Raw genomic sequence first — 24,518 nt, 5'->3', positions numbered from 1 at the left:
CGCAGCGAGGCCGCGTCTCGAGACCACCACGGCTCCGCAACCCGCACAGGCCTGGTCTCGAGACGTCAGTTCGCTGCGCTCACGGACTCCTCGACCAGCGGACGCGACGCAGCACTTCGCGTCCGCCCCGCCGCCGCACCGCTGGTCGAGGAGCGCCCGCCCCCACTGGTCGAGGAGCGCCCGAGCGCAGCGAGGCCGCGTCTCGAGACCACAACCCCCGCCACAACCCCCACAGGCCTGGTCTCGAGACGTCAGTTCGCTGCGCTCACGGACTCCTCGACCAGCGGAGACCAACGGGCGCGACGGATACCAACGGAGACCAACGGACATGACGCATCCCGACCCTTCGAGGCGCCGCTCAGCGAGCGAGCGCCCCGAGCGCCGAGACCTTCTGCGCGGTGCACGTCACGGGACGCGCAGAGTTCTGACCGGGTCCCGCCATGCGGCCGTGAGCGTCGGCGGCACGGCTGCTATGACACCGATGACGACGACGAGAGCCAGGGCTCCGACGCAGAACGCCGCCGGGGGCGCCTCCCCGGTGAGCGCGGCGGTCGCGACCGCTCCCCCGATCGTGCCCAGGATCGCGCCCGCACCGATGGGGATCGCGGACTCCATGAGCGTGAGCGCGAGAAGGGCGGACCGGGTCGCGCCCAGGGCGCGACGTCGCCCGAAGTCCCGGCGCCGGTTCAGCAGTGACATCGTGACTGTCAGAGCGATCAGCAGCAGCCCGATGAGGATCGCGGAGAAAGCGAGCTGTCTCCCGAGCGTGCCGATCTGACCGGACACCGCGTGGCCGAGTTCGATCAGGTCCGGCGACGTGTCCACGGTCACGCTGTCCGTGTCCTCGATGCCCGAGAGCGCCTGCACCTCCTTCACGATCGATGCGACGTCATCCGCCTGATCGGCCAGAACGTAGAGCAGCGCCGCGGAGGCGTGCTGGCGATCGACGGGCTCGAAGAGCACCAGACGGCCGAGGCTCGAGAGCTCCGCCCTGGCCGAGAACCGGCCGACGACCGGGATGCGGTCCTCCTGGCTCACGACCAGACCCGATGGCTCGAGCAGGCGCAGCCGACTCTGCGTCGAGTCGGAGACGATCGCCTCGCCAGGTCGCGGCGCACGACCCGCCGAGATCGACACCTCGGGCGGCAGCGGTGTGGCGAGCTCCCGGCCGGCGACGTTCGTGCCGAGGCCGGCGAGCGCGGGGTGGACGTCCCGAGCGACCCCGAGGCCGAGCACCCAGGTGACCCCGCGGATGGCTTCGACCCGTGCGAGCGCGGCCTGGTCGAATCCGGGCGATGGCGCGGCGACGTTGATGGTGATGAGGCGAGGACCCGCACTCTCCACAGCGGCCTGGATGTCGCGCTCGGCTGCCGCAGCCCGCCCGGCGGTGAGCAGGGTGACGGCGCTCATGGCCAGGGCAATGAGCGCGAGCACGATCGTGCTGGGGGTGTGGCTGCGCGCGCTCCGCCACGCCTCCCCGGGCGCGGACCTAGGCGACAGCGGCACGATCGACCTCGATGATCCGATCGCACCCGTCGGCGCGACCGCGATCGTGGGTTGCGACGATCACGGTGGCCCCCGCATCCGCCGCATCCGCGAGCGCGCGCCAGACGACATCCGCCGTCACGCTGTCGAGGTTGCCGGTGGGCTCGTCGGCGAGCACGATCGAGGGCTCGTGCACGAGCGCCCGGCACAGGGCGACGCGCTGCGCCTGGCCGCCCGAGATCTGGCCGGGTCGGCGCAGCGGGTCGACGAGCACCCCGAATCGATCGAGCAGCTCCGCCGCCCGTCTTCGCGCCTCCACCCGCGGAAGGGCGGTGTAGAGCGCACCCTCGAGAACGTTGTCCTGGATGCTGCGAGCGGGATCGAGGATCGCATCCTGGAACACGAATCCCATCCGCGTGGCCCGCAGGTCCGCGCGGCGCGCATCCGACAGCCGGGCCGTCGGCACGCCGTCGACGACGATCTCGCCCTCGGACGGCCGAAGCATGAGCCCGAGCAGGTACAGGAGGGTCGACTTGCCCGACCCGCTGCGGCCGACCAGGGCCGTGATCATCCCCGGCTCGAAGCTCAGCGAGAGGTCGGCGAGCGTGCTCGGTGCGCGTGGTCCCCCGTAACGGAAGCCCATGCCGCGCGTCTCGATCATCCGCTCGCCGCCTCGGCGAAGAGCCGGATGGTGGTGCCGTCGGCGAGTCCGTCGACGACCGCCATCCCGTTCGCCTGCTCGTCGACCGTCACCGCGACCCGCTGCCCGGTGTCGTCGACCACGGCGTACCCGCCATCCGGCAGTACCGCGAGCGCGGACTCCGGCACGAGCACGCCGGTCGTCGTCGGCACGAGCTGAATGGTCACGGGGGTCTGCGACTGGATCGTGATCGCGAACGTCGCAGCGCACGTCGCGTCGCAGGGCGATGTGCCGTCCGCGGTCTCGATCGGATAGCCCAGGCCACCGTTGCTGTCGGACTGGGGCGAGCCGAGGGTGCCTGTCACGGCCGTCGTGCCCGAGCCCAGGGTCGCTGCCATGCCGGGCTGCAGCCCCAGGCCGCCGTCGGGATCGGAGACAGCGACCCGGGGGCGCGCCTGCACCGTCTGCACCACGACCGTCCCCGGCGACACGTACGAGCCGACCGCCATACCCTCCGCCAGGTATCCCCGCGTGGGCAGCTCGGGCAGGAAGACCACGTCGCCGAGCTCGACCTCACCGGTCGCGACGACGTGGTTCTTCGACTGCCAGGCGCGCACGGCCGCGGCGGTCGCCGAATCGAACGTCGTGCCGGATGCCAGCCCGAGCATGGACCTCAGCTGACGGATGTCGGGGCCGCTCTGCCCGAGTGCCATCGTGCGGAACGCAGGCACGGAACCCACCGCTGCGATGACGGGACGCAGGTCGACGGCATACAACTCGTGCCCGGCGTCGATCGTGCCGTCGGCGCCGATACTCGTCGAGGTAAGCGTTCCTGACACGGGAGCTACGGCGGGCGGGCCAGGGAGGAACGTGACCAGCGCCGACGCGGGAACGTCGGCATCCAGCACTCCGGTCGAGGCCACGTACGTCGCGGGCTGAGTCTCGTGAGACGTCGCGGTCGCGTACGGACGAACGACCAGCACGGTGCCCGTGACGGCCAGCGCGATGGCGACGACGAGCGCGATCGCCCACGCCACATGTACACGCCAACGCGGTCGGACCTGGGCGGTGGGTGAGTGATCCACATGCTCACGATACGAAAGATCCACCAGGGATGCCTACCCGGGGAGGCGCGCCCCGCCCGGGGGTAGACAGGTGCGATTGCAAAGGCGTGTAATACTTCCCAAAGGTCGACGTCGTCCGCTTGGACGGTCCCGTCCGGCGGTCAGCGCCGCTGATGATGCCAGGAGGAAACGATGCACCTTCGCAAGGTCGTCACGGGCGGGACGACCAAATCAGGTGGCGGGGCCCGGACGCAGACGGGCGGCATCACCGCCCATCTGGAGTACTGCCGGGCCCTCGGATGAGGGTTGCGCCGCCCGCCGGTTTGAGGAAAGAACGCCGCTCGGCCGCTGGGCGGCTCGTGCTCGGTGGCGTGGCACTCGTCGTGTCGATGGTCACCGCGACCACCCTCGTGGCGTGCTCGGCAGGCGACCGAGGCGCCGATTCCGCGGGGACGCCCGGACAACCATCAGATGCGTCTACCCGGCATGGAGGCCCCGCCCCGACCGCCATCTTCACGGGCACGCCCGACGAGTACACGACACTTGTGCGCGCCTGCATGGCCGACCACGGCGTGGCGACGGAGCCGGACCCGAACGACTCCGCCTCCTTCTCCTTTAGCGCACCCTCGGGCATGACCCCGGATCAGGCGGCCGAGATCGGACAGTCGTGTCAAGCATCTGTGGGCGAGATACCGTATGCGTCGCTGACAGACGCACAGTTGAAGGCCGGCTACGACGCACGCGTCGACCAGTTGGCCTGCCTTGTCGCCCACGGCTTCACCACCGACGCGACACCGATCAGCTACGACGTGTACCTCTCGCGGTACAAGCGCAGCAAGGGCAAAGACCTCTGGGAACCCACCGACGGGCTCGGCCGCATTGTCGTCAACGGCAAACCCGAAGGACCGTCGAACAAGTGCCCCCGCGTCGGAACCGCCTGGTAGGCATCCGTCCCGGGATGGTCTCGAGACGTCGGTTCGCTGCGCTCACGGACTCCTCGACCAACGGACGCGACGCAGCACTTCGCGTCCGCCCCGCCGCCCCCGCTGGTCGAGGAGCGCCGCCTCCGCTGGTCGAGGAGCGCCCGAGCGCAGCGAGGCCGCGTCTCGAGACCACCACGGCTCCGCAACCCGCACAGGCCTGGTCTCGAGACGTCAGTTCGCTGCGCTCACGGACTCCTCGACCAGCGGACGCGACGCAGCACTTCGCGTCGGCCCCGCCGCCGCACCGCTGGTCGAGGAGCGCCCGCCTCCGCTGGTCGAGGAGCGCCCGAGCGCAGCGAGGCCGCGTCTCGAGACCACCACGGCTCCGCAACCCGCACAGGGCCTGGTCTCGAGACGTCAGTTCGCTGCGCTCACGGACTCCTCGACCAACGGACGTGACGCAGCACTTCGCGTCCGCCCCGCCGCACCGCTGGTCGAGGAGCGCCCGCCCCCGCTGGTCGAGGAGCGCCCGAGCGCAGCGAGGCCGCGTCTCGAGACCACCACGGCCCCGCCGCCGCACAGGCCTGGTCTCGAGACGTCAGTTCGCTGCGCTCACGGGCTCCTCGACCAACGGAGACCAACGGAGACCAACGGACGCGACGGAGACCAACCGGGACCAACGCACGTGACGCATCCCGACCCTTCGCGGCGCCGCTCAGCGAGCGAGCGCCTCGAGCGTCGAGACCTTCTGCGCGGTGTCGGCGCCCTGGGGCACCACGATGACCTCGTCGGCCCCCGTCTCGCCGACGAGCGAACGGATGCGGCCCTCCACCGCGGAGAGGGTGCCGACCGCCTGGCTCGCGTTGCGCGACGCCACGAAGGCGAGCTCCGCATCCGTCCACGGGTGCGCGTCGGCCTCCTCGGCCGTCGGCGTGCGCCCGGGGGCGCCCGAGCGCAGCCGGATCATCGAGAGCTGCTGCGGCAGGGTGCGGCGGCGCGCCTCCTCGTCGGTCTCTCCGAGGGCGACCGCGACGGCGACGCCCGAGTGCGGCGCGTCGAGCCACGCCGAGGGCTCGAACCGCTCCCGGTACAGCTCGAACGCGGCCGGGGTCTGATCGCCGCCCGCGAAGTGGTGCGCGAACGCGAACCGCACACCGAGGATGCCGGCGAGCTGCGCGCTGAACCCGCTCGATCCCAGCAGCCAGATCTCGGGCGCGGCCCCCGCGCCCGGCGTCGCGACGATGCGCGAGCCGATGCCGTTGTCGAGCGGCGGCGCCATGCCGAACCAGGCGAACAGCTCGAGCACCTGGTTCGGGAAGTCCTGAGCCGTCTCGTCGACGCTGCCGCGGCGCAGCACGGATGCCGTGAACTGATCGGTGCCCGGCGCACGCCCCAGCCCGAGGTCGATCCGGTCGCCGTAGAGGGAGACGAGCGTGCCGAACTGCTCGGCGATCACGAGCGAGGAGTGGTTGGGCAGCATCACGCCGCCCGACCCCACGCGGATGCGTTCCGTCGCCGCAGCGACGCCCGCGATGAGCACGGCGGGGGCCGAGCTCGCCACCCCGGGCATGCCGTGGTGCTCGGCAAGCCAGAAGCGCTCGTAGCCCAGCCGGTCGGCGGCCCGCGCGAGCTCGATCGTGTGGGCCACCGCATCCGTCGTCGTCTCGTCGGACCGCACCGTCGAGAGATCCAGCACGGAGAGCGGCACGTCGACGGTCATGCGGGAGTCAACCCGCCGCACCGCCCGCAGATTCCGCTCAGGGGACGCAGATCGTCGTTATCCCGACCCGCAAAGCGACCGGATGCGTCCCCTCAGCGAGCGGCACGCCGGGGGTGCAGCCAGAGCATCACGACACCGCCGACGAGGAGGCCCCAGAACGCCGAGCCGATGCCGAGCACGACGACGCCCGACACGACGACGAGGAACGTCGCGATCGCGGCGATCCGGTGCGCGGGCTCCTCGAGCGCGCTCGTGACGCTCGTGACGAGGGCGCCGAGCACGGCGAGTCCCGCGACCGCGGTGATGAGCACGGTGGGCGCCGCGGCGACGAGCGCCGTCGCGACGCCCGCGACGAGCCCGAGCGGCACGTAGAGCGCGCCGTTGGTGAGGGTCGCGATCCAGCGCCGGGAGTGCTCCGGATGCGACTCGGGTCCCGTCATGATGGCGGCCGTGATCGCCCCAAGGTTGATCGCATGGCCGCCGAACAGCGCGGCGGCCGCCGAACCGAGACCCTGCCCGACGAAGGCGTAGCGCACGGGCGGCTCGTAGCCGTGCGCCTGCAGCACCGTGAAGCCGGGCACGTTCTGGCCCGCCATCGTGACGATGAACAGCGGTAGCCCGACGCCGACGACAACACTCGGATCGAGGGTCGGGGCGACGAACTCGAGGTGCGGCACGGCCCGCGCCGGATCGAACCAGCCCGTGCCGGCCGACACGAGGATGCCGACGACCGCGACGACCATCGCCGCCGGCACCGCCCAGCGCGGCGCGAGCCGGAACAGCACGAGCCACACGACGACGACCGGCGCCGCGAACAGCGGCAGCTGCGCGACCGCCTGCACGGGCGCGAGGCAGATCGGCAGCAGCACACCCGCGAGCATGGCGCTCGCGAGCGGGCGCGGGATGCGCGTGATGAGCCGCCCGAGCGCGGGCCACACGCCGCACAGCAGCATGAGCGCGGCCGAGACGAGGAACGCGCCGACGGCGTCCGAGAAGCGGATGCCGTGGTCGACCGCCGCGAGCAGCACCGCGGCGCCGGGCGTCGACCACGCGATCGCGACCGGGAGCCGCAACGCAAGCGCGGCCGTGATGCTCACGACGGCGGTCGCGAGGCACAGCGCGAACAGGCCCGAGGCGGCCTGGCCATCGCTCGCGCCCACCGCCTTCAGACCGGCGACGACGAGCGCGAACGAGCTCGCGAATCCCGAGATGGCCGCCACGAACCCCGCCGAGATCGGCTGGAGAACGGATGACGCGGCGATGCGATCCAGCGTATCGAGGGCCGCAACGCGCCCGGGTCACGGGAGGGGGGCCAATCGACGACGCGTGGACGTCAGCGCGCGACGAGATGCGCGCGGATCACGGATCCCGCCGCGTCGAGCTCGAGGTCGCCTCGCGCGACACCGAGCACGAGGTCGAAGGCGGTGTCCTCGGGCATGACCACGCGGAATCCGTTGAGGGCGAGGAACGCGAGCGTGAGGTACCAGGAGAACCGTTTATTGCCGTCGAACAGCGCGTGGTTGCGGGCGACGGAGTGCATGAGCGCGGCGGCCTTGAGGTCGAGCGTCGGGTAGGCGTCCTCCCCGAAGGCGCTCGCCGCTGGCCGAGCGAGGGCCGAGAACAGCAGTCCCTCGTCGCGCACGTGCAACCCGAGCCGAGCGGCGGCCGCGAGCGCCTGCTCGGGGTCGACGTACTCGGTCACGCGTCCTCGAGGCGTCGGATGAGGCCGGCGTACTCCCTGCTCGTCTCGTCGAGGCTCGCGAGCACTGCCTGGGTCCTTTGCTCGCGCATCAGGTACTCCTCCACTGCTCGTGCGACAACGACGGATTTGGGAGTCTGTCGCTCCTCGGCGAAGCGCTCGAGGCGCGCGTCAAGATCGATGGAGAAACGCACGGTCATAGCCATGGTCGGGATGATACCAAAGTGGTATCACTCGCGTCGAGCCATCCGATCTGGGGCCCTCGGCGGGGGAGAAGTTGTCCATACGATTCCTCAGTAGGAGATCGTCCGCGTCGCGCAGTGGCGCGCTGACCACGGGCCGTGCCCTCTCTCTGGCCCCCGCCCTCGCCCTCGTGGTTGCACCTCTGACCGTTGCTGCGGAAGCGGACGCCACCGTCTTGCCGCATGTCCGAATCTCGGGCGCGCCCCGGGTCGGCGAAAAGCTCTCGTCCGGCAGCGACAGCGATCCAAGGCTCCCCGCAGGCCCGCATCCGCTCTTCGCGGACGGCGCCCAGAGCGACTACGCGCTCTTCTCGCGGCGGAGGTCCTTGCGGGGCACGATCGTCGGCGCGGCGTTCGCGACCACGGCATCCTTCGTGACGATGACGCGCGCCACGCGGTCGTCGGAGGGCACCTCGAACATGATCGGCCCGAGCACCTCCTCGAGGATCGCGCGGAGGCCGCGGGCGCCGGTCTGGCGCAGCACCGCGAGGTCGGCGATCGCCTCGAGGGCGTCATCCGTGAACTCCAGGTCGACGCCGTCGATCTGGAACATGCGCTGATACTGCTTGACGAGCGCGTTCTTCGGCTGGGTGAGGATGTCCATGAGCGCCTCCTGGTCGAGAGGCGTGACGCTCGCGATGACCGGCAGGCGGCCGATGAACTCCGGGATGAGGCCGAACTTGTGCAGGTCTTCGGGCAGCACCTCGCTGAACAGGTGCTTCTCGAGCTTCTTGTCGTGCAGCGGGGCGCCGAAGCCGATGCCGCGCTTGCCCGCGCGGCTCGAGATGATGTCCTCGAGGCCGGCGAACGCGCCCGCGACGATGAAGAGCACGTTCGTCGTGTCGACCTGGATGAACTCCTGGTGCGGATGCTTGCGGCCGCCCTGCGGCGGGACGGAGGCGACCGTGCCCTCGAGGATCTTGAGCAGTGCCTGCTGCACGCCCTCGCCCGACACGTCGCGCGTGATCGACGGGTTCTCGGCCTTGCGGGCGATCTTGTCGATCTCGTCGATGTAGATGATGCCCGTCTCGGCGCGCTTGACGTCGAAGTCGGCGGCCTGGATGAGCTTGAGCAGGATGTTCTCGACGTCTTCGCCGACGTACCCGGCCTCGGTGAGCGCCGTGGCATCCGCGACCGCGAACGGCACGTTGAGCCGCTTCGCGAGCGTCTGGGCGAGGTAGGTCTTGCCGCAGCCCGTCGGGCCGATGAGCAGGATGTTCGACTTCGAGATCTCAACCTCGTCGCCGATCTCGTCGACGCTCGCGAGAGTGTTCTTCGCCCGCACGCGCTTGTAGTGGTTGTAGACGGCGACCGAGAGGGCGCGCTTCGCCCGCTCCTGCCCGATCACGTACTCCTCGAGGAACGCGTAGATCTCCTTGGGCTTCGGCAGGTCGAACTCGCTCTGCGCCTCCTCGCCGGCCTCGGCGAGACGCTCCTCGATGATCTCGTTGCAGAGCTCGACGCACTCGTCGCAGATGTACACGCCGGGACCGGCGATCAGCTGCTGCACCTGCTTCTGGCTCTTGCCGCAGAACGAGCACTTGAGCAGGTCAGCGCTCTCTCCGATGCGTGCCATCGTCGGTCTCCCGTTCCGCTCGTCCGGCGACCGCCGGCGGGTGTTCCAGGAAGCCTAACGCGATCGGGTGACGCACGCGGGCACCGTGTGCATCCGCGACGCGGCGCGTCGCCCCTCGTACCATGGGACCGACCGCAGCGGGAGGAGAGCGGATGCCGGCACGCGCCCGTCGCACGCTTCGCGGCCTCGCGACCGCCGTCGTCGCGACCGCGGTGGCGGCCGGCGCGCACGCCCTGGCCGGCGGGTACGTGCCCAACGCGCCGAGCCTCGCACTCGCCCTCGTCTTCGCCGCGCTCACGAGCGTCGCGCTCGCCGGCCGCCGCTCGCGCGCGTGGCGCACGGCCGCGTCCGTCGCCGTGAGCCAGCTCGCATTCCACACCGTGTTCGCCGCGATCGGAACGGATGCCACCCTCATCGCCGTCGGACACGGGCACGGCGGCGCGCACGGCGTCGCCCACGGCGGGTCGGTGCTCGTCACGGCCGCCGAGCACGCGCACACCGCCGACCCGCGAATGTGGATCGCCCACGTCGTCGCGGGTGCGCTCACCGTCGCGCTGCTGCGGCACGGCGAGTCGGCGCTACGCTCGCTGGGCCGGGCGCTCGTGCCGCGCGCAGCCACGGCATCCGTTCGTGCGCCGATCGCGCGGGTGCCGCTCGCTCCGGTCGGCGCGGAGCCGCCCCGCGCCCTCGCGCGGATGGCGACCTCCCTCTCGCGGCGGGGTCCGCCGACCGGGTGCGCCGCGCTCTGACGCGGCACGCGCTCACCCGATTCGGCGACGGGCCACCGCGCCGTCGCCACCCGACGCACGGTCGCGCCCGCGACCGGGGAAGAACCCCATGAGAAACAGAATCGTCCTGCCCGCCGCCGCCCTCGGCGCGGGCCTCGCCCTCGCGCTCGCCGCGCCGCTCGCCGCGAGCGCGCACGTGACGCTCGACGACAACACGGCCGCCGCCGGCTCGTACGCGCTGCTCACGTTCAAGGTGCCCAACGAGTCGGCGACCGCGGTCACCGACCGGCTCGTCATCACGCTGCCCGACGGCGTCGACGGCGCCTCCTACGTGCCCGTCCCGGGCTGGACGGGCAGCGTCGCCGACGGCGCCGTGACGTTCACCGCCGGACCCGACGCGGCCATCGCCGACGGCCAGCTGCAGCTGTTCCGGCTGTCGATCGGACCGGTTCCCGACGTCGACTCGGTCGCCTTCCGCGTCGAGCAGGACTACTCCGACGGCACCGTCGTGAACTGGTCCGGCGCCCCGGACGCGGAGGAGCCCGCGCCGGTGCTCTACGTGAACGCGACGCCGCCGGCCGCCCAGCACGGCGGGCACGCCGCGACGGTCACCGCGGATCCGGCGGATGCCGCCGGCACCGACGCGATCGGGCGCGTGCTCGGCATCGGCGGCCTCGTGCTCGGCGCCGTCGCGCTCGTCATCGCGCTCGCGTCACGGCGGCGGGCGTGATGACCCTGCGCACGCGCACGCGGGTCGGCGCGTCGGCGGCCGCGGGCCTCGCGCTCGCGGTCGCCGCCGTGCTCGCGGTGGCGGCCCCGGCATCCGCCCACAACTACGTCGTGTCGTCGACCCCGGTCGCGGGCAGCACCCTCGACACGCTTCCGGCCGAGTTCGCCGTCACGACGAACGGCCCGCTGCCCGACGCGTCGGGCGAGGGCCGCGGCTTCGGACTGCTGCTGACGGATGCCGCCGGCCGCTACTACGGCGACGGCTGCGTCACGATCGACGGCGACGGCATCTCCGCGCCCGCCGCGATCGGCGCCGCGGGCGACTACACGCTCACCTGGCAGGTCGTGTCGACCGACGGGCACATCGCGAGCGGCACGATTCCGTTCCGCTGGACGGGCGCGGCCACGAGCGACGGCTCGAGCGCGGTGCCCGACTGCGGGGGGAAGCATCCGCTCACGAGCGTCGTGCCGCCGTCCGCCGGCGCGCGGGGCTCGGCGCCGGAGACCGTCGACGTGAGCAGCCTGCTGTGGATCGGCGGCGCAGTGCTCGCGGTGCTCGTCGCCGTCGGCATCACGCTCGTGCTGGTGCGCCCCCGCAGACGCGCGGCCGACGACGATTCACCGGCCGGCTGAGGAGAACCGACGGAGCCCCGCCGACTGAGGAGCGCGCGAGCGCAGCGAGCCCGCGGCTCGAAGCCCCGGCCAGCAGAACCCCGCGCCGGCGCGCCTCCTCGGCCGGCAAGCCGAGGGCCGGAACGACGGATGCCCCGCCCCCGAAAGGGAGCGGGGCATCCGTTTGCGATGCGTCAGCGCGTGAGCGCCGGCAGCGACTTGCGGCTCGCGAGCACCTGGTCGATGAGGCCGTACTCGAGGGCCTCGTCCGCGCCGAGGATCTTGTCGCGGTCGATGTCCTTGTTCACCTGCGCGACCGTGCGGTTCGAGTGCTTCGAGAGCGTCTCCTCGAGCCAGGTGCGCATGCGCAGGATCTCGGCCGCCTGGATCTCGATGTCCGAGGCCTGGCCGCCCGAGCCGCCCGACGTCGCGGGCTGGTGGATGAGGATGCGCGCGTTCGGCAGCGCGAGGCGCTTGCCCGGCGTGCCGGCCGCCGCGAGCACCGCCGCCGCCGACGCGGCCTGGCCGAGCACCACGGTCTGCACCTCCGGGCGGATGTACTGCATGGTGTCGTAGATCGCCGTCATCGCGGTGAACGAGCCACCGGGCGAGTTGATGTACATGACGATGTCACGGTCGGGGTCCATCGACTCGAGCACGAGCAGCTGGGCCATGATGTCGTCGGCCGAGGCGTCGTCGATCTGCACGCCGAGGAAGATGATGCGGTCCTCGAAGAGCTTCGCGTAAGGGTCCTGGCGCTTGTAGCCGTAGGCGGTGCGCTCCTCGAAGGAGGGCAGGATGTAGCGGTTCTGGGGCAGGTCGCCCGCCTGACCGCGGAAGAGCATCTCGTTCATGGTTCTGATTCCTCGCGGCTCTCAGTTGGTCTTCGTCGGGTCGTCGGAGATGGTCTGGTCGGTGCCGCCGCCGCCGACGACGCCACCCGCGAACTCGCGGATGTGGTCGACGAAGCCGTACTCCAGCGCGCCCTTCGCGTCGAACCAGTTGTCGCGGTCGTTGTCCTCGAGCACCTGCTCGATCGACTTGCCGGTCTGCTCGGCCGTGAGCTCCGCCATCCGCTTCTTCATGTCGAGGATGACGAACGCCTGCGTCTGGATGTCGGCCGCGGTGCCGCCGAAGCCGCCCGACGGCTGGTGCAGCAGCACGCGCGCGTTGGGCGTGATGTAGCGCTTGCCCTTCGTGCCCGAGCTGAGCAGGAACTGGCCCATCGACGCCGCGAGGCCGATGCCGACCGTCACGATGTCGTTCGGCACGAACTGCATCGTGTCGTAGATCGCCATGCCCGCGGTGATCGAGCCGCCGGGCGAGTTGATGTAGAGGTAGATGTCCTTCTGCGGGTCCTCCGCGGACAGGGCCAGGATCTTCGCGCAGATCTCGTTCGCGTTGTCATCGCGCACCTCCGACCCGAGCCAGATGATGCGGTCCTTGAGTAGCTGGTCGAAGATGCTCGAAACCAGAGCCGGCTGGGCCATTGCGCTCCTTCAGTTGTCGCTTGCCGACGACGCTACCGGAGCGGTTTCGGGGCCGTGGCGCTGTTCGCTGGCGGCAGACCCGCGAGTCTCCGCTCGGGCGGCGCGCCGGTCGCGATCCTGGGCGCGGGCGTCGCGACGCTCGAGCTCTCGAACGCCGCCCGGGTCGCCTACATCGACCGCGTCGAAGGCTCCCCCGAGCCGGCGGGGCCGGTGCGCATCGCGCTGGAGGTGACGGATGCGGCTGCCGCGGCATCCGCTCTCGGCACCGCGGGCGTGCGCGCCATCGCGCCTCCGATCGAGACCCCGTGGCGCTCGATCAATGCCCGCTTCGCCGCGCCCGAGTCGCCGGTGCAGCTCACGGTGTTCGAAGAGCTCGGGCCGGATGCCGGCGAGGCCGGTGCGCTGTACACGGAGGGCGGGGAGCACGACAGCGCCGGGCGCGGGACCGCGGCCGAGCCGCTGTACCGCCGCGCGCTCGAGCTCGGTCTGCCCGAGCCGCTGCGCGTGCAGTGCCTGGTGCAGCTCGCGTCGACGATCCGCAACCTGGGGCGGTTCGACGAGGCGCTCGCCCTGCTCGACACCGCGCTCGCCGAGCACCCGGCCGACGAGTGGACGGGCCCGATCCAGGGGTTCCGCGCCCTCGCCCTGGCGTCGCTCGGGCGCGACCGGGAGGCGGCATCCGTTGCGCTCACCGGACTTTCGACGCGGCTCAGCCGCTACTCGCGCTCGCTCGGCGCCTACGCGGACGAGCTGCTGTCCTGATCCGCGGACGCTCGCACCGAGACGACGACGGCCCGGATGCTGCGCGCATCCGGGCCGTCGTACGAATCGCTCGTCAGTGCGAGTGACCCGCGTGGTCGTCGTCCGCGGCGTCGAGCAGGCTCGTCGTCGCGGTCGGGTCGAACTGCTCCTCGTCGCTCTCCGTCGGCTCGTCGAAGACCGCGGTGAACTCGGTGAGGTCGACGACCTTCTGGTTCGAGTCGGTCACCTTGGCGCGGCCGAGCACGAGCGCGAGGGCCTTGTTGCGGGCGACCTCCGCGATCATCGACGGGATCTGGCCGTTGTTGTCGAGGACCTGGATGAACTCGCCGGGCTCCATGCCGTACTGCGCGGCGCCCTGGATGAGGTACTGGGTGAGCTCGTTCTGGCTGACCTTGATCTCCTCCTTCTCCACGATCGCGTCGAGCAGGATCTGCGAGCGGAAGGTCTTCTCCGAGCTCTCGGCGACCTCCTTGCCGTGCTCCTCGTCGTCGGTGCGGTTCTCCGCCTCGAGGTGACGCTTCACCTCGTCGTCGATGAGCTGCTGGGGAACGGGGATCTCGACGCTCTTCAGGAGCTCGTCGACGATGAGGTCGCGCGCCTGCGCGCCCTGGGCGAAGACGGCGCTCTTCTCGAGCTGCTCCGCGAGGTCGGCCTTGAGCTCGGCGATGGTGTCGAACTGGCTGGAGATCTGGGCGAAGTCGTCGTCGGCGTCGGGCAGCTCGCGCTCCTTCACGGAGAGCACGTCGACCGTGATCTCCGCGGTCTCGCCGGCGTTGTCGCCGCCGAGCAGGGTCGACTCGAAGATCGCCTGCTCGCCCGCCGAGAGGCCGTCGAGGGCATCGTCGATGCCCTCGATGAGCTCGCCGGAGCCGAGCTCGTAGGAGATCGAGCTCGCGGTGTCGACCTCACGGCCGCCGATCTTCGCGACGAGGTCGATCTGCACGAAGTCGCCTGTGGTCGCGGGGCGGTCGACCGTGATGAGGGTGCCGAAGCGGCTGCGGAGCTCCTCGAGCTCCTTCTCGACGTCGTCGTCGGACACGGCCGCGGCATCCACCGTGAGCGCGAGACCGTCGTAGGCCGGAAGGTCGAACTCGGGACGCACGTCGACCTCGATGTCGAGCACGAGGTCGCCCGTGAACGTCTTGGCGTCGGGCCAGGTCGCGATGTCGGCCGTCGGACGGCCGAGCGTGCGCAGCTTCTCCTCGCGCACCGCATCCCGGAACACGCCGTCGATGGCGTCGCCGACGGCGTGGTTGAGCACCTCGTCGCGTCCGACGCGCTGGTCGATGAGCACCGCGGGGATCTTGCCCTTGCGGAAGCCGGGGATGGTGACCTGCGAGCCGATGTGCTCGTAGGCGTGGTCGATGCTCGGCTTGAGCTCCTCGGGGGTCACCGCGATGGTGAGCTTGACCCGGGTGGGGCTGAGCTTCTCGACGGTCGTCTTCACGGAACTGTCTCCTGATGTCGTGATGTGTCGGGGCGGGAACACGCCCGACGTGGTCGGCCGGAAGCGGTCCGGCGCGCCGCGGCGCCCCGTGGCCCCGTGGAAAGGCCGGCGCATGCGGGGGCGGCGCCGAACGGCCGCCCGCCAGCCTAACGGATCATCGCGACCGGCCTCGGGCCGGGGCGCGACTACTCGGCGGGCACTCGGCCGGAGGCGTCGAACCGGTCGCGGTTGGCCACGAGCTGGCGCCGGGTGCCGGTGCTGGTGCCGGTGCCGATGCCGGTGCCGATGCGGGTGCGGGTGCCGGGTGCCGGCGCGGGTGCCGGTGCGGGCCCCTCACCCGAGCGTGTTACTCGAGACGCCGCGGAATTCCGCATGGTTTCGAGCAACACGCTCGGGTGAGCGGGGTGGATGCGGCACGGGCGCCGACCCGGGCGCGGGCGCGCGCGCGATCGCGCGGGGTCGGCGTGCGCGGCGGCCACGCGCGGAGGCTTGTCATGCAAGTACTCGCTTGCCTATTGTGGCAGCGTGGGAGACCTGTACCAGGCGTTGGCCGATCCGACCCGGCGGCTCATCCTCGACGAGCTCACGGACCGCGACGGGCAGAGCCTGTTCGAGTTGTGCGGCCGCCTGGTCATGCGCCACGGCATCACCTCGAGCAGGCAGGCGATCTCCCAGCACCTGGCCGTCCTGGAGGACGCGGGCCTCGTCAGCTCGCACCGCTCGGGCCGGACGAAGCTCCACCATCTGCACACCGAGCCGCTGCGCGCGATCGCCGAGCGCTGGCCCGCCGAACCGAGGGAATGACATGGGCATCCGCATCAACGTGACGAGCGTGTTCGTCGACGACCAGGCCAAGGCACTCGCCTTCTACACGGAACGGCTCGGCTTCCTCCCGAAGACCGACGTGCCGGTGGGCGAGTTCCGCTGGCTCACCGTCGTCGGCCCGGGCGAGCCGGACGGCACCGAGCTGCTGCTCGAACCCGACCAGCACCCGGCAGCGAAGGCGTTCAAGGAGGCGCTCGTCGCCGACGGCATCCCGGCCGCGTCGTTCGCCGTCGACGACGTGGCGGGGGCGCACGCCGAGCTGTCGGCGAAGGGGGTCCGCTTCACCCAGCAGCCGACGACCATGGGGCCGGTCGTCACCGCGGTGCTCGATGACACCTGCGGCAATCTGATCCAGCTCACGAGTGCCGCGTGAGGAACGACGGGCCGCGGATGTCGCAGACCCGGGCGACGGATGTGGCCGGGCGACGGCCGCCACGCTGAAATTCCGGGCCGAACTGGCCGGGGCGACACAGGTCGGGGCGACAGGATTTGAACCTGCGACCTCCCGCTCCCAAAGCGGGCGCTCTAGCCAAGCTGAGCTACGCCCCGGACCTCGGGCATCGGCGCGTGGAGGGGATGACGGGAATCGAACCCGCGTAATCAGTTTGGAAGACTGAGGCTCTGCCATTGAGCTACATCCCCGCGCGATGCGCGCGCACCACTCTACTGGATGCCCCTCGCCCGCCCGCGCAGCGATCGAGTCGGCCGCGCGCCGCCGGGCCGCTCGTCCCCGGGCGCGATCCATCCCCATCTCGCGTCATCACCGCCTCCGACCCGCCCGTCGTCGCTACCCTGGCGCCGACGAGAGGGAGGCTCGAGATGTCGCCGCACCGTTCCGCTCCGCCACGCCCGGGGCTCGTCGTGTTCCCGCGCGCGGAGTCCGAGCTGCGCGATCGCACCGCGTGCCCGTCGTGCTTCACGCCGCTCGTGACGACGACGTGCGCCGTATGCGGACTCGACGTGAGCCGCCCCCTCCTCGCCGACGTCGCGGCGAGCGCCGACCGGGCCGCCGAGGCGCTCGCGGCACGGGCCGCACTGCTCGAGCGGATCCACGCGGAGCAGGCAGCGGATGCCGTGGCCGCCTCGGTCACGACGGTCCCCGCCCGGAACGACCCGGCCCCCGTTCCCGCGGGACTCGCTGTCGCCGCGGCGACGGCGGCGGCCGCACCGCCGGCAGCACCGGTGGTCGCCCCCGCTTCCCCCGCATCCGTGCCGCTGCGACCCGCCGACATCCCGGGCGCCGGCGCCCCGCCCGCCGCCGCCCCGGAAACCGCCCGCGGCCCGGCCGAAGCGCCCCCGGCTACGCCGGCTACGCCGGCCACCACCGGCGCCCCGCCCGCCGCCGCCCCGGAAACCGCCCGCGGCCCGGACACCGCATCCAGCCCGGCTGGGGCGCCCCCGGCCACTCCGGCCGGCCCGGCCACGACCGGCGGCCCGGCCGCAGCACCCCGCCGGTCGGGCGTGCAGGTCGTGCTGCTCGTCGTCGGCGTCTCGCTGCTGTCGATCGCGGCGACCTTCTTCCTTGTCTACGCGTTCATCAGGTTCGGGATCGTCTGGCGCAGCGCGATCATCGGCGCGCTCACGCTCGCCGCTATCGCCGGCGCGACCGTGCTGCGTCGCCGGCGGCTGCACGTCACCGCCGAGGGCATCGCGGTGTTCGCCGTGGTGCTCGTCTATCTCGACGCCTGGGCCGCGCGCGCGAACGCGCTGTTCGGCGCCGACCGCGCGGACGGCACCGCGTACTGGGGCGTCGTGCTGCTCGCGAGCGCGATCGCGTTCGTCGCCTGGTCGCGGCTCGCGCGCCTGCGGGCGCCGTCGGTCGTCGCGGCCGCCGCGTTCACCCCCGGGATCGCCTGCGCCGTGCTCGGCCTCGGGCGCGGCGCGGACTCCGCGGCGGTCTGGTTCGCGGCGGCGCTCGCCGCGACGGCGGGCGCCTGCGCCGCACGAGCGTTCCCCGCGGTGATCGAACGCGTGCTCCTGACGACCGGCGGTGCGCTCGGGGCCGCGAGCGCCATCCTCGCCGCGTTCTTCCTCGCCCCCGAGGTCGTGGCGGCACCGAGTCTCGCCCTCACAGGTGTCGCGGTCGTGGTCGCCGGGGTCGCGATCGCCCTGCGGAGGGACTCCGGCATCGGGCGCACCTGGGCGGGCATCGGCGGCTTCGTGCTCACCCTGGCCGCGGGCGCGTTCGTAGTGCGCCTCGACGACTCGCCCGAGGTCGGCGTGTTCGAACCACTCGTCGCCGCCACGGCGATCCTGCTCGCGCTCGACGTGCTGCGGCGGCGAATCGCCGGCCCACAACTCGACGCGGCCCCGCACCCGGGCCTGACCCCGCAACTCGGCGCGGCCCCGCACCCGGGCCCGACCCCGCAACTCGGCGCAGCCCCGCAACTCGACGCGACCCCGCCGCTCGGCGCGGCCCCGCACCCGGGCCTGACCCCACAACTCGACGCAGCCCCGCAACTCGACGCGACCCCGCCGCTCGGCCCGACCCCGCCGCTCGGCCCGACCCCGCCGCTCGGCCCGACCCCGCAACTCGGCGCGGCCCCGCAACTCGGCGCGGCCCCGCAACTCGGCGCGGCCCCGCACCCGGGCCCGACCCCGCAGTCCGGCGTCGGCCCGCGCCGCGCCGCCGGCCCGCAGCTCGACGCCGCGACGGTCGGCGCTCTCGTCGTGCCCGCGCTCGCGGCGCTCGCCGCGGCCGCCGTGGCGCTGCTGCGTCCGCTCGGCATCGCCGCGGCCGGCACTCGGGTGTGGCGGTTCGCGCCGACGGATGCGGTCGTTGCCCCCGGACGCGGCCAGGTCGCCGCGCTGTTCGCGCTCATCGCCGTGCTCGTGCTCGTCGCGCTCGCGAGCGCCGCGCTCGGTCGGCTCCGCTCGCGAGCGATCGGCCTCGGCGGCGCCGCGGCCGGGCTCATCGCGGCCGCGGCCGGCTACCTGCCGACCCTCGCTGTCGTGGTGAGCGCCTGGCTCGCACTCGGCGCGCTCGCGATCGCGGCGCTCGTCGTGCTCCGCGCGCGCCGCGTTGTCGAGGCGTCAGCCGAGCCGAGGCGATCCGGCGTGCGCCTCGCCATCGCGATGCCGGGGGCCGCCGCCCTCGTCCTCGGCTACCTCGCGAGCTGGGCGAGCGAGCCGACCTGGCTCGCCGGCACCCTGGTCGCGATCGGGGCGCTCGTCGCTGCGCGGTGGGCGGTGAGCGGGCCCGCGGTCCGCGCGCTGCTCGCGCTCGGCGCGTTCGGGCTGGCCCTCGTCGGCGCGGCGGCGCTCACCACGCAGGTCGGCTCACCCCGGCTGATCGGAGCGGATGCCGCGCTCGCCCAGACACGCTCGGTCGGCGCGCTCGCAGCGGCCGTCGCCCTCGCGGCATTCGCCGTGCCCCGGCTGCGGCTGCTCGAGCGCCGCGTGCTCGGGGGCTCCGCGCTCGTCGTCGCCGCCGGCGCCGAGGTCGCCGTGTCGGCCCTGACCGGCGGCCGGTCCGACGCGCACTCCTGGGCCGACGCGGTCACCGTATTCGCGGTGGCCGTCGCGCTCTCGCTCGCGGCGACCCGTCGATCGCTCACGGCATCCGAGCGCTACGCCGCGGCCGCGCTCGTGCCCCCGGCGTTCGCGGTCGCCCTCGCGATCGGGCTGCGCATCGGCACGGCTGCGGCGCCCTGGTGGGCACCCGCGCTCGTCGCGATCGCCGCATCCGCCGCCGGTCTCGCACTCGAGGCCGCGCGGGTCACCGCGCTCCCCCGCTGGACGATCGACGCGGGCGCCGCCCTCGTGACGGCCGCCGCGCTCGTGGCGGCGCTCGGCGACGCCGACGGCTGGCTCGGACTGCTGCTCGTCGGCATCGCCCTGCTCGTCGGCGCTCTGTCCCGCGACGGCCTCGTCGGCTCGGCGTCGCCGCGCAAGCACGTCGGCTGGCTCGCCCTGGGGGCCGGCACCGGCGCGCTGTGGTGGCGGCTCGCGCGCTCCGACGTCAGCGCGATCGAGGCCTACGTGCTGCCGGTCGCCGCGGCCGTGCTGGCGCTGTGGCTGCTGAGCGTGATCAGCGCGCGGCGGGAGCGCGGCACGGCATCCGCTCCGCTGCTCCTGGCCGCGCTCCTCGTCGCGCTCGTGCCCGTCGGTGCCGCCGGCGCGACCGGCCAGCCGACGCGTTCGATCGTCGTCGCGGTCATCGGCGCCGTGCTCCTGCTCGCCGGAAGCGCCCCCGTGCGCGCGACGACCGCCGTCGAGCGGCACCGCGACGTGGTCGCCGTCGCGGGTGCCGCGGCGCTCGTCGCGGCCGTCGCTCCGCGCGTCGCGATCGAGGTCGCGGACGGCGCCCGCACCGCGGCGTTCGACGCCTGGGTGCTCGCGCTCGTCGTGCCGCTCGCGGCGGCGGCGTTCGAGCAGGCCTCCCGCGAGGAGGATCGCATCCGCACCCTCGTCGCCCGGGTGCTGGGCGGCGCGGTGCTCGTCGGCGTCGCCGCCGCGGCCGTCACGGGGATCGCCGCTCCCCAGCTCGGCGAGCCGCGCGCGCTCCTCGTCGTGCTGCTGCTGAGCGGCATCCACCTGCTCGGCCGGCTCGTGCGGCACCCGGTCGTCGACGGCCCGGTGGCCTGGGTCGCGCTCGCCGGTGCGGGGCTCGTCGCGCTCGTGGCGGTGACGGCATCCGTCGTGGATCCGCTGGAGCTCGTCACGGTGCCGATCGCGATCGCGCTGCTCGCGGCGGGCGCTCAGCGCCTCGCGACGGATGCGGCGGCCCGCAGCTGGGGCGAGCTCGCGCCCGGCTTCCTCGTGCTCGTGGCGCCGTCGTTCGCGGTCACGCTCGCCGACCGGCCGGTGTGGCGCCTGGTCGCGCTGGGCGTGATCGCCGTGGCGGCCGTCGTCGTCGGCGTGGCCGCGCGGCTGCAGGCGCCGTTCGTGCTCGGGACGATCCTCGCGCTCTGGCACGGCATCGCGACGTTCGCGCCGCAGCTCCGCACCGTGTACGAGCTGTTCTACTGGTGGGTCTGGGCGGGCGCCGGGGGCGTGCTGCTCATCGTGCTCGCGGCGCGCTACGAGCACCGGGTGCGCGACCTGCGCCAGGCCGCGGAACGCATCGGCGCGCTGCGGTAGGCGCCCCCGCGACACGCCGCGAGCGCCCCGGGTCAGGTCGCGCGCGCCGCTCTCGGCGGGGCGCGCGCCGCGCCACTCGGCAGGACGCGCGCGCCGCTCGGCGCCGCGCCCCGGGTCAGCGCTGCAACCAGGCGAGCACGGCGAGCACGCGGCGGTGGTCGTCCCGCGAGTCGTCGAGGCCGAGCTTGCCGAAGATCGCCGTCACGTGCTTCTCGACCGCTCCGACGCTCACCACGAGCGCTGCGGCGATCGCGGCGTTCGTGCGCCCCTCGGCCATGAGCGCGAGCACGTCGAGCTCCCGCGGGGTGAGGCTCGCGAGCGGGTCGTGCCGGCGGCCGATGAGCTGGGCGACGACCTCGGGGTCGAGCACCGTGCCGCCCGCGGCGATGCGCTCGACGGCGTCCTGCAGCTGCGCGAGCGACGCGACCCGGTCCTTGAGCAGGTAGCCGACCGAGCCGCCGCCCGAGGCGAGCAGCTCCCGCGCGTAGGCGACCTCGACGTACTGGGACAGCAGCAGCACGCCGAGCGCCGGGGCGATGCGGCGCGCCTCGATCGCCGCGCGCACGCCCTCGTCGCGGAACGTGGGCGGCATCCGCACGTCCATCACGACGAGGTCGACCGGATGCCGCGGCAGGTCCGCGAGGAACGCCTCGGCGTCGCCGTGCTGCGCCACGACCGCGGCGCCCGCCTCGGTGAGCACGCGCGCCAGTCCCTCGCGCAGCAGCACGGAGTCGTCGACGATCGCGACGCGCAGCGCGGCCGCGGCGCTCGGCGGGGCAGGCGCATCCGTCACGGCGCCAGCCTAGGCTCGCGGGCCGACCGCGACCGTGCCGACCGGACCCGTGCCGACCGGACCCGTGCCGACCGGACCCGTGCCGACCGGACCCGTGCCGACCGGACCCGTGCCGACCGGACCCGTGCCGACCGGACCCGTGCCGACCGGACCCGTGCCGACCGCGACCGTGAGCGGCAGGTGCGCCCACACCTCGGTCGGGCCGCCCGCGGGGCTCGAGATCTCGAGCACGCCGCCGAACGCGCGCACGCGCTCCTCGAGTCCCGCGAGCCCGTGGCCGGGAACGGATGCCGCTCCCCCGCGCCCGTCGTCGGCGACGCCGAGGTCGAGCCACCACTCGTCCGCCCCGGGGATGCGTCGCGTGCGCAGGCGCACCGTGACGGCCGAGGCGCCCGCGTGCTTGACGGCGTTCGCGATGAGCTCGCTCACGATGAAGTACGCGTTGCGCTCGAGCTCCGTGGGCAGCGCAGCATCCGGCAGCAGCTCGGTCGTGAGCGTGACGGGCACGGCGGAGCGCGCCGCCGCGGCGTCGATCGCCGCGACCAGCCCGCGGTCGAGCAGCAGCGGCGGGGCGAAGCCGCGGCTGAGCGCACGCAGCTCCTCGAGCGCGTCCCGCGCCTGCTGCGCCGCCTCGTCGAGGAGCTGCCGAGCGCGCGCCGGGTCGGCGTCGAGCGCGCGGTCGGCGGCGGCGAGGTCCATCTGCAGGCGCACGAGACGCTGCTGCGGTCCGTCGTGGATGTCGCGCTCGAGTCGGCGCAGCGCGCTGCCCTCGGCCGACACCGCAGCGTCCCGGGACGCGGTCAGGCCCGCGACGCGACGCGTGAGCTCGGAGCTGCGGAATCCGCCGAGCAGCAAGCGGTCGATCGCGTGGTGGAGCAGCACGGCGCCGCGCGTGATGAACGGGAGCACGGCGACGAGCACCACGCCGAGCAGGAGCGACACGGCGATGCGAACGAGGATCGGAAGCCCGTTCTCGCTCGCGAGGATCTCGGTGCGGCCGAACGCGTCGATGGCGGTCTGGCCCGGCGCCGAGATGATCGCGGCGAGGATCGGCACGAGCACCAGGGTCGACACCGCTGCGCTCAGCGTCCCGACGAACAGCGTCGTCGTGATGGTCGCGACGATCGGGAACACGACGATCGCGTGCGCGAGGTACAGCCAGTAGTGACCGCTCGCGATGGGCGACACGAGCCGGGTGAACGCGTTGTGCGGCCAGCGCGGCGCCCAGTCGACGGGCCGCACGTCCGGCATCCGCGCCCACCGCATCCGCACCAGCTCGATCCAGCCGAGACCGCGCGCCGCCCACAGCGCGGCGACGACGAGGGCGACGCCGAACGCGACGAAGACGCTCCAGATCCCGCCCCAGACGGATGCGGTGAGCACCGCGTACGCGGTCCAGAGCAGCAGCGCGGTCAACGCCAGGTAGCCGGCGTCGCGCGGGAACCGGCGCCACAGGCCGAGGTAGCGACGCCAGGGCGTCGCGGCGGCGGGGGCGGGAGCGGGAGCGGGAGCGGAGTACGCGGTCATGGGTTCGGTCGATGGTGCCGGGATCGTGGTCGTCATGGCAACCATGCAACCGGGGCCGGCGGACGCGCGGAATGCGGCCGGCATCCGTTCTCGCGGGGGGATAACCCCCGTCCCGTCCGGCCCCGGCGGGCGGGCCGCCGGGTGAGGTCACCCTTCGTGAGGCTTGCCTCGGCTTGCTTGCGGAATGCCCGCGCGGCCGGGATCGTTGTCGTCGTCACCCCACGAAGGAGCCCACGATGACTGACACCACGACCGTTCCCCAGACCTCCATCGATGCCGACGCGGTGACCGCGGTCGCCCAGTTCCTCGCGCCGGTCGTCACCGACCTCACCGCGCTCTACGTCGACGGCAAGCAGGCGCACTGGCACGTGCGCGGCGCGAACTTCCAGGCCATCCACCTGCTCCTCGACGAGGTCGTGGAGCACGCCCGCGAGTACGCGGACACGGCCGCCGAGCGCGTCGTCGCCCTCGGTCTCCCGCTCGACGTGCGCATCAAGACCGTCGGCGAGAAGACGACGACCCCGGCCCTGACCGCCGGGTTCCAGCAGTCGGATGCGGTGATCGCCGAGATCATCGCCGAGATCGACGCGACCCTCGTCACCGTGCGCACGGCGATCGACGAGCTCGCCGAGCTCGACGCCGCGAGCCAGGACGTCGCGATCGAGATCGCCCGCGGCCTCGAGAAGGACCGCTGGTTCCTGTTCGCGCACCTCTCGAAGTAGCGCCGGGCCGGGCCTCGGCGGGGCGGGGCTCGGCGGGGCGGGCCGGGGGTCGGCGGGCCGGGTCGGGCCGGGCTCGGCGGGCCGGGGCTCGGCGGGCCGGGCCGGGCGGACCGGGCCGGGGCGGGGCGGGGCACGGCGGGGCGGGGCGGGCCGCGCGCCTGACTGTCCTCCTTCGTGCCCGGCTCGCGCCGCACCCCGCTCGCGCCGCTCACCCGAGCGTGGTACCCGAGATCATGCGGAATTCCGCGGCGTCTCGAGTAACACGCTCGGGTGAGCGACTCCGTCCGGGATTAGGGCTCGGGTGAGTGACTCCGTCCGAGATTGGGGCTCGGGTGAGCGACTCCGTCCGAGATTGAGGCTCGGGTGAGCGGTTCCGCCTGGGACCAGGGCTCGGGTGAGCGACTCCGTCCGGGATTGAGGCTCGGGTGAACGACTCGGTCCGGGATTGGGGC

General features: G+C 73.2%; 23 protein-coding genes and 2 tRNA genes. 9 read left to right on the top strand and 16 right to left on the bottom strand.

Translation table 11 applies throughout. The annotated features are described in order from the left end of the window. Window positions 1–405 precede the first annotated feature (405 nt). The 3 genes from QT381_RS13945 to QT381_RS13935 form a co-directional block, all read right to left on the bottom strand. Window positions 406–1,410: an FtsX-like permease family protein gene (locus QT381_RS13945; protein WP_289249642.1), complete on the bottom strand. Its 1,005-nt coding sequence runs from the start codon at window positions 1,408–1,410 to the stop codon at window positions 406–408. 79 nt (window positions 1,411–1,489) lie between these two features. Next, complete coding sequence (locus QT381_RS13940; protein WP_289249641.1) at window positions 1,490–2,146, bottom strand: ABC transporter ATP-binding protein; 657 nt, start codon at window positions 2,144–2,146, stop codon at window positions 1,490–1,492. Beyond that, entirely contained in the window at window positions 2,143–3,162 is a 1,020-nt protein-coding gene (locus QT381_RS13935) for a peptidoglycan-binding domain-containing protein (RefSeq protein ID WP_289249640.1), read from the bottom strand. Before QT381_RS13935 ends, QT381_RS13940 begins: the two co-directional genes overlap by 4 nt. A gap of 584 nt (window positions 3,163–3,746) precedes the next feature. Here QT381_RS13935 and QT381_RS13930 point away from each other — a divergent pair. Then, window positions 3,747–4,133: a hypothetical protein gene (locus QT381_RS13930; RefSeq protein WP_289249639.1), complete on the top strand. Its 387-nt coding sequence runs from the start codon at window positions 3,747–3,749 to the stop codon at window positions 4,131–4,133. 694 nt (window positions 4,134–4,827) lie between these two features. Here QT381_RS13930 and QT381_RS13925 read toward each other — a convergent pair. From QT381_RS13925 to clpX, 5 genes are all read right to left on the bottom strand, one after another. Beyond that, on the bottom strand, window positions 4,828–5,832 hold the full coding sequence (locus tag QT381_RS13925) for an LLM class flavin-dependent oxidoreductase (RefSeq protein WP_289249638.1): 1,005 nt from the start codon (window positions 5,830–5,832) through the stop codon (window positions 4,828–4,830). Window positions 5,833–5,924: 92 nt separating this feature from the next. Next, the gene (locus QT381_RS13920; RefSeq protein ID WP_289249644.1) at window positions 5,925–7,067 is read right to left on the bottom strand and encodes a benzoate/H(+) symporter BenE family transporter; all 1,143 of its coding nucleotides are present in this window, start codon (window positions 7,065–7,067) and stop codon (window positions 5,925–5,927) included. Window positions 7,068–7,165: 98 nt separating this feature from the next. Further along, on the bottom strand, window positions 7,166–7,534 hold the full coding sequence (locus tag QT381_RS13915; RefSeq protein WP_289249637.1) for a type II toxin-antitoxin system death-on-curing family toxin: 369 nt from the start codon (window positions 7,532–7,534) through the stop codon (window positions 7,166–7,168). Then, window positions 7,531–7,737, bottom strand: coding sequence for a hypothetical protein (locus tag QT381_RS13910; protein WP_289249636.1), 207 nt, complete (start codon window positions 7,735–7,737; stop codon window positions 7,531–7,533). The genes QT381_RS13915 and QT381_RS13910 overlap by 4 nt, the downstream gene beginning before the upstream one ends. A gap of 334 nt (window positions 7,738–8,071) precedes the next feature. After that, the gene (clpX, locus tag QT381_RS13905) at window positions 8,072–9,349 is read right to left on the bottom strand and encodes an ATP-dependent Clp protease ATP-binding subunit ClpX (RefSeq protein WP_289249635.1); all 1,278 of its coding nucleotides are present in this window, start codon (window positions 9,347–9,349) and stop codon (window positions 8,072–8,074) included. Between the two features lie 152 nt (window positions 9,350–9,501). Here clpX and QT381_RS13900 point away from each other — a divergent pair, with 152 nt between their 5' ends. The 3 genes from QT381_RS13900 (at window position 9,502) to QT381_RS13890 (ending at window position 11,439) form a co-directional block, all read left to right on the top strand. Further along, window positions 9,502–10,098 (top strand): hypothetical protein, encoded by a 597-nt coding sequence (locus QT381_RS13900; protein ID WP_289249634.1) that lies wholly within the window; start codon window positions 9,502–9,504, stop codon window positions 10,096–10,098. Between the two features lie 88 nt (window positions 10,099–10,186). After that, window positions 10,187–10,807 carry a YcnI family copper-binding membrane protein gene (locus QT381_RS13895; RefSeq protein WP_289249633.1) on the top strand — a complete coding sequence of 207 codons (621 nt, stop codon included), beginning with the start codon at window positions 10,187–10,189 and terminating at the stop codon, window positions 10,805–10,807. Beyond that, window positions 10,807–11,439, top strand: a complete 633-nt coding sequence (locus QT381_RS13890; RefSeq protein WP_289249632.1) for a copper resistance CopC family protein — start codon at window positions 10,807–10,809, stop codon at window positions 11,437–11,439. Before QT381_RS13895 ends, QT381_RS13890 begins: the two co-directional genes overlap by 1 nt. Window positions 11,440–11,612: 173 nt before the next feature. Here QT381_RS13890 and QT381_RS13885 read toward each other — a convergent pair whose 3' ends face one another. Together QT381_RS13885 and QT381_RS13880 are read right to left on the bottom strand one after the other, a co-directional pair. Then, window positions 11,613–12,272 carry an ATP-dependent Clp protease proteolytic subunit gene (locus QT381_RS13885; RefSeq protein WP_289249631.1) on the bottom strand — a complete coding sequence of 220 codons (660 nt, stop codon included), beginning with the start codon at window positions 12,270–12,272 and terminating at the stop codon, window positions 11,613–11,615. 21 nt (window positions 12,273–12,293) lie between these two features. Next, window positions 12,294–12,908: an ATP-dependent Clp protease proteolytic subunit gene (locus tag QT381_RS13880; protein ID WP_289249630.1), complete on the bottom strand. Its 615-nt coding sequence runs from the start codon at window positions 12,906–12,908 to the stop codon at window positions 12,294–12,296. A 54-nt stretch (window positions 12,909–12,962) separates the two neighbouring features. Between QT381_RS13880 and QT381_RS13875 the strand changes: the two genes are divergently transcribed. Beyond that, a complete protein-coding gene (locus QT381_RS13875) occupies window positions 12,963–13,670 on the top strand; it encodes a tetratricopeptide repeat protein (RefSeq protein WP_289249629.1) in 708 nt (235 codons plus the stop codon). Between the two features lie 73 nt (window positions 13,671–13,743). Here the strand turns inward: QT381_RS13875 and tig are convergent, their stop codons facing one another. Beyond that, complete coding sequence (gene tig / locus QT381_RS13870; protein ID WP_353889786.1) at window positions 13,744–15,117, bottom strand: trigger factor; 1,374 nt, start codon at window positions 15,115–15,117, stop codon at window positions 13,744–13,746. 185 nt (window positions 15,118–15,302) lie between these two features. Next, complete coding sequence (locus QT381_RS13865) at window positions 15,303–15,491, bottom strand: hypothetical protein (protein WP_289249628.1); 189 nt, start codon at window positions 15,489–15,491, stop codon at window positions 15,303–15,305. A 151-nt stretch (window positions 15,492–15,642) separates the two neighbouring features. Between QT381_RS13865 and QT381_RS13860 the strand changes: the two genes are divergently transcribed. Together QT381_RS13860 and QT381_RS13855 are read left to right on the top strand one after the other, a co-directional pair. Further along, window positions 15,643–15,921 (top strand): ArsR/SmtB family transcription factor, encoded by a 279-nt coding sequence (locus tag QT381_RS13860; protein WP_289249627.1) that lies wholly within the window; start codon window positions 15,643–15,645, stop codon window positions 15,919–15,921. A 1-nt stretch (window position 15,922) separates the two neighbouring features. Beyond that, on the top strand, window positions 15,923–16,315 hold the full coding sequence (locus QT381_RS13855) for a VOC family protein (RefSeq protein ID WP_289249626.1): 393 nt from the start codon (window positions 15,923–15,925) through the stop codon (window positions 16,313–16,315). A gap of 101 nt (window positions 16,316–16,416) precedes the next feature. Here the strand turns inward: QT381_RS13855 and QT381_RS13850 are convergent. Together QT381_RS13850 and QT381_RS13845 are read right to left on the bottom strand one after the other, a co-directional pair. Beyond that, window positions 16,417–16,491: transfer RNA gene (locus QT381_RS13850), tRNA-Pro, on the bottom strand. 19 nt (window positions 16,492–16,510) lie between these two features. Further along, window positions 16,511–16,584, bottom strand: a tRNA-Gly gene (locus tag QT381_RS13845). Window positions 16,585–16,902: 318 nt separating this feature from the next. On the opposite strand from QT381_RS13845, the gene QT381_RS13840 reads away from it, so the two are divergent. Beyond that, window positions 16,903–21,024: an SCO7613 C-terminal domain-containing membrane protein gene (locus QT381_RS13840; RefSeq protein WP_289249625.1), complete on the top strand. Its 4,122-nt coding sequence runs from the start codon at window positions 16,903–16,905 to the stop codon at window positions 21,022–21,024. Between the two features lie 115 nt (window positions 21,025–21,139). Here the strand turns inward: QT381_RS13840 and QT381_RS13835 are convergent, their stop codons facing one another. Both QT381_RS13835 and QT381_RS13830 read right to left on the bottom strand, forming a co-directional pair. Beyond that, complete coding sequence (locus QT381_RS13835) at window positions 21,140–21,817, bottom strand: response regulator transcription factor (RefSeq protein WP_289249624.1); 678 nt, start codon at window positions 21,815–21,817, stop codon at window positions 21,140–21,142. 9 nt (window positions 21,818–21,826) lie between these two features. Then, window positions 21,827–23,380: a sensor histidine kinase gene (locus tag QT381_RS13830; protein WP_289249623.1), complete on the bottom strand. Its 1,554-nt coding sequence runs from the start codon at window positions 23,378–23,380 to the stop codon at window positions 21,827–21,829. Between the two features lie 200 nt (window positions 23,381–23,580). On the opposite strand from QT381_RS13830, the gene QT381_RS13825 reads away from it, so the two are divergent. Beyond that, entirely contained in the window at window positions 23,581–24,066 is a 486-nt protein-coding gene (locus QT381_RS13825) for a Dps family protein (RefSeq protein WP_289249622.1), read from the top strand. The last annotated feature ends 452 nt before the right edge of the window (window positions 24,067–24,518 follow it).

Origin of the sequence: Galbitalea sp. SE-J8 (assembly GCF_030345695.1) — a bacterium.
Lineage (GTDB): Bacteria > Actinomycetota > Actinomycetes > Actinomycetales > Microbacteriaceae > JAUASV01.
This window is presented reverse-complemented; position numbering and strand designations above follow the sequence as displayed.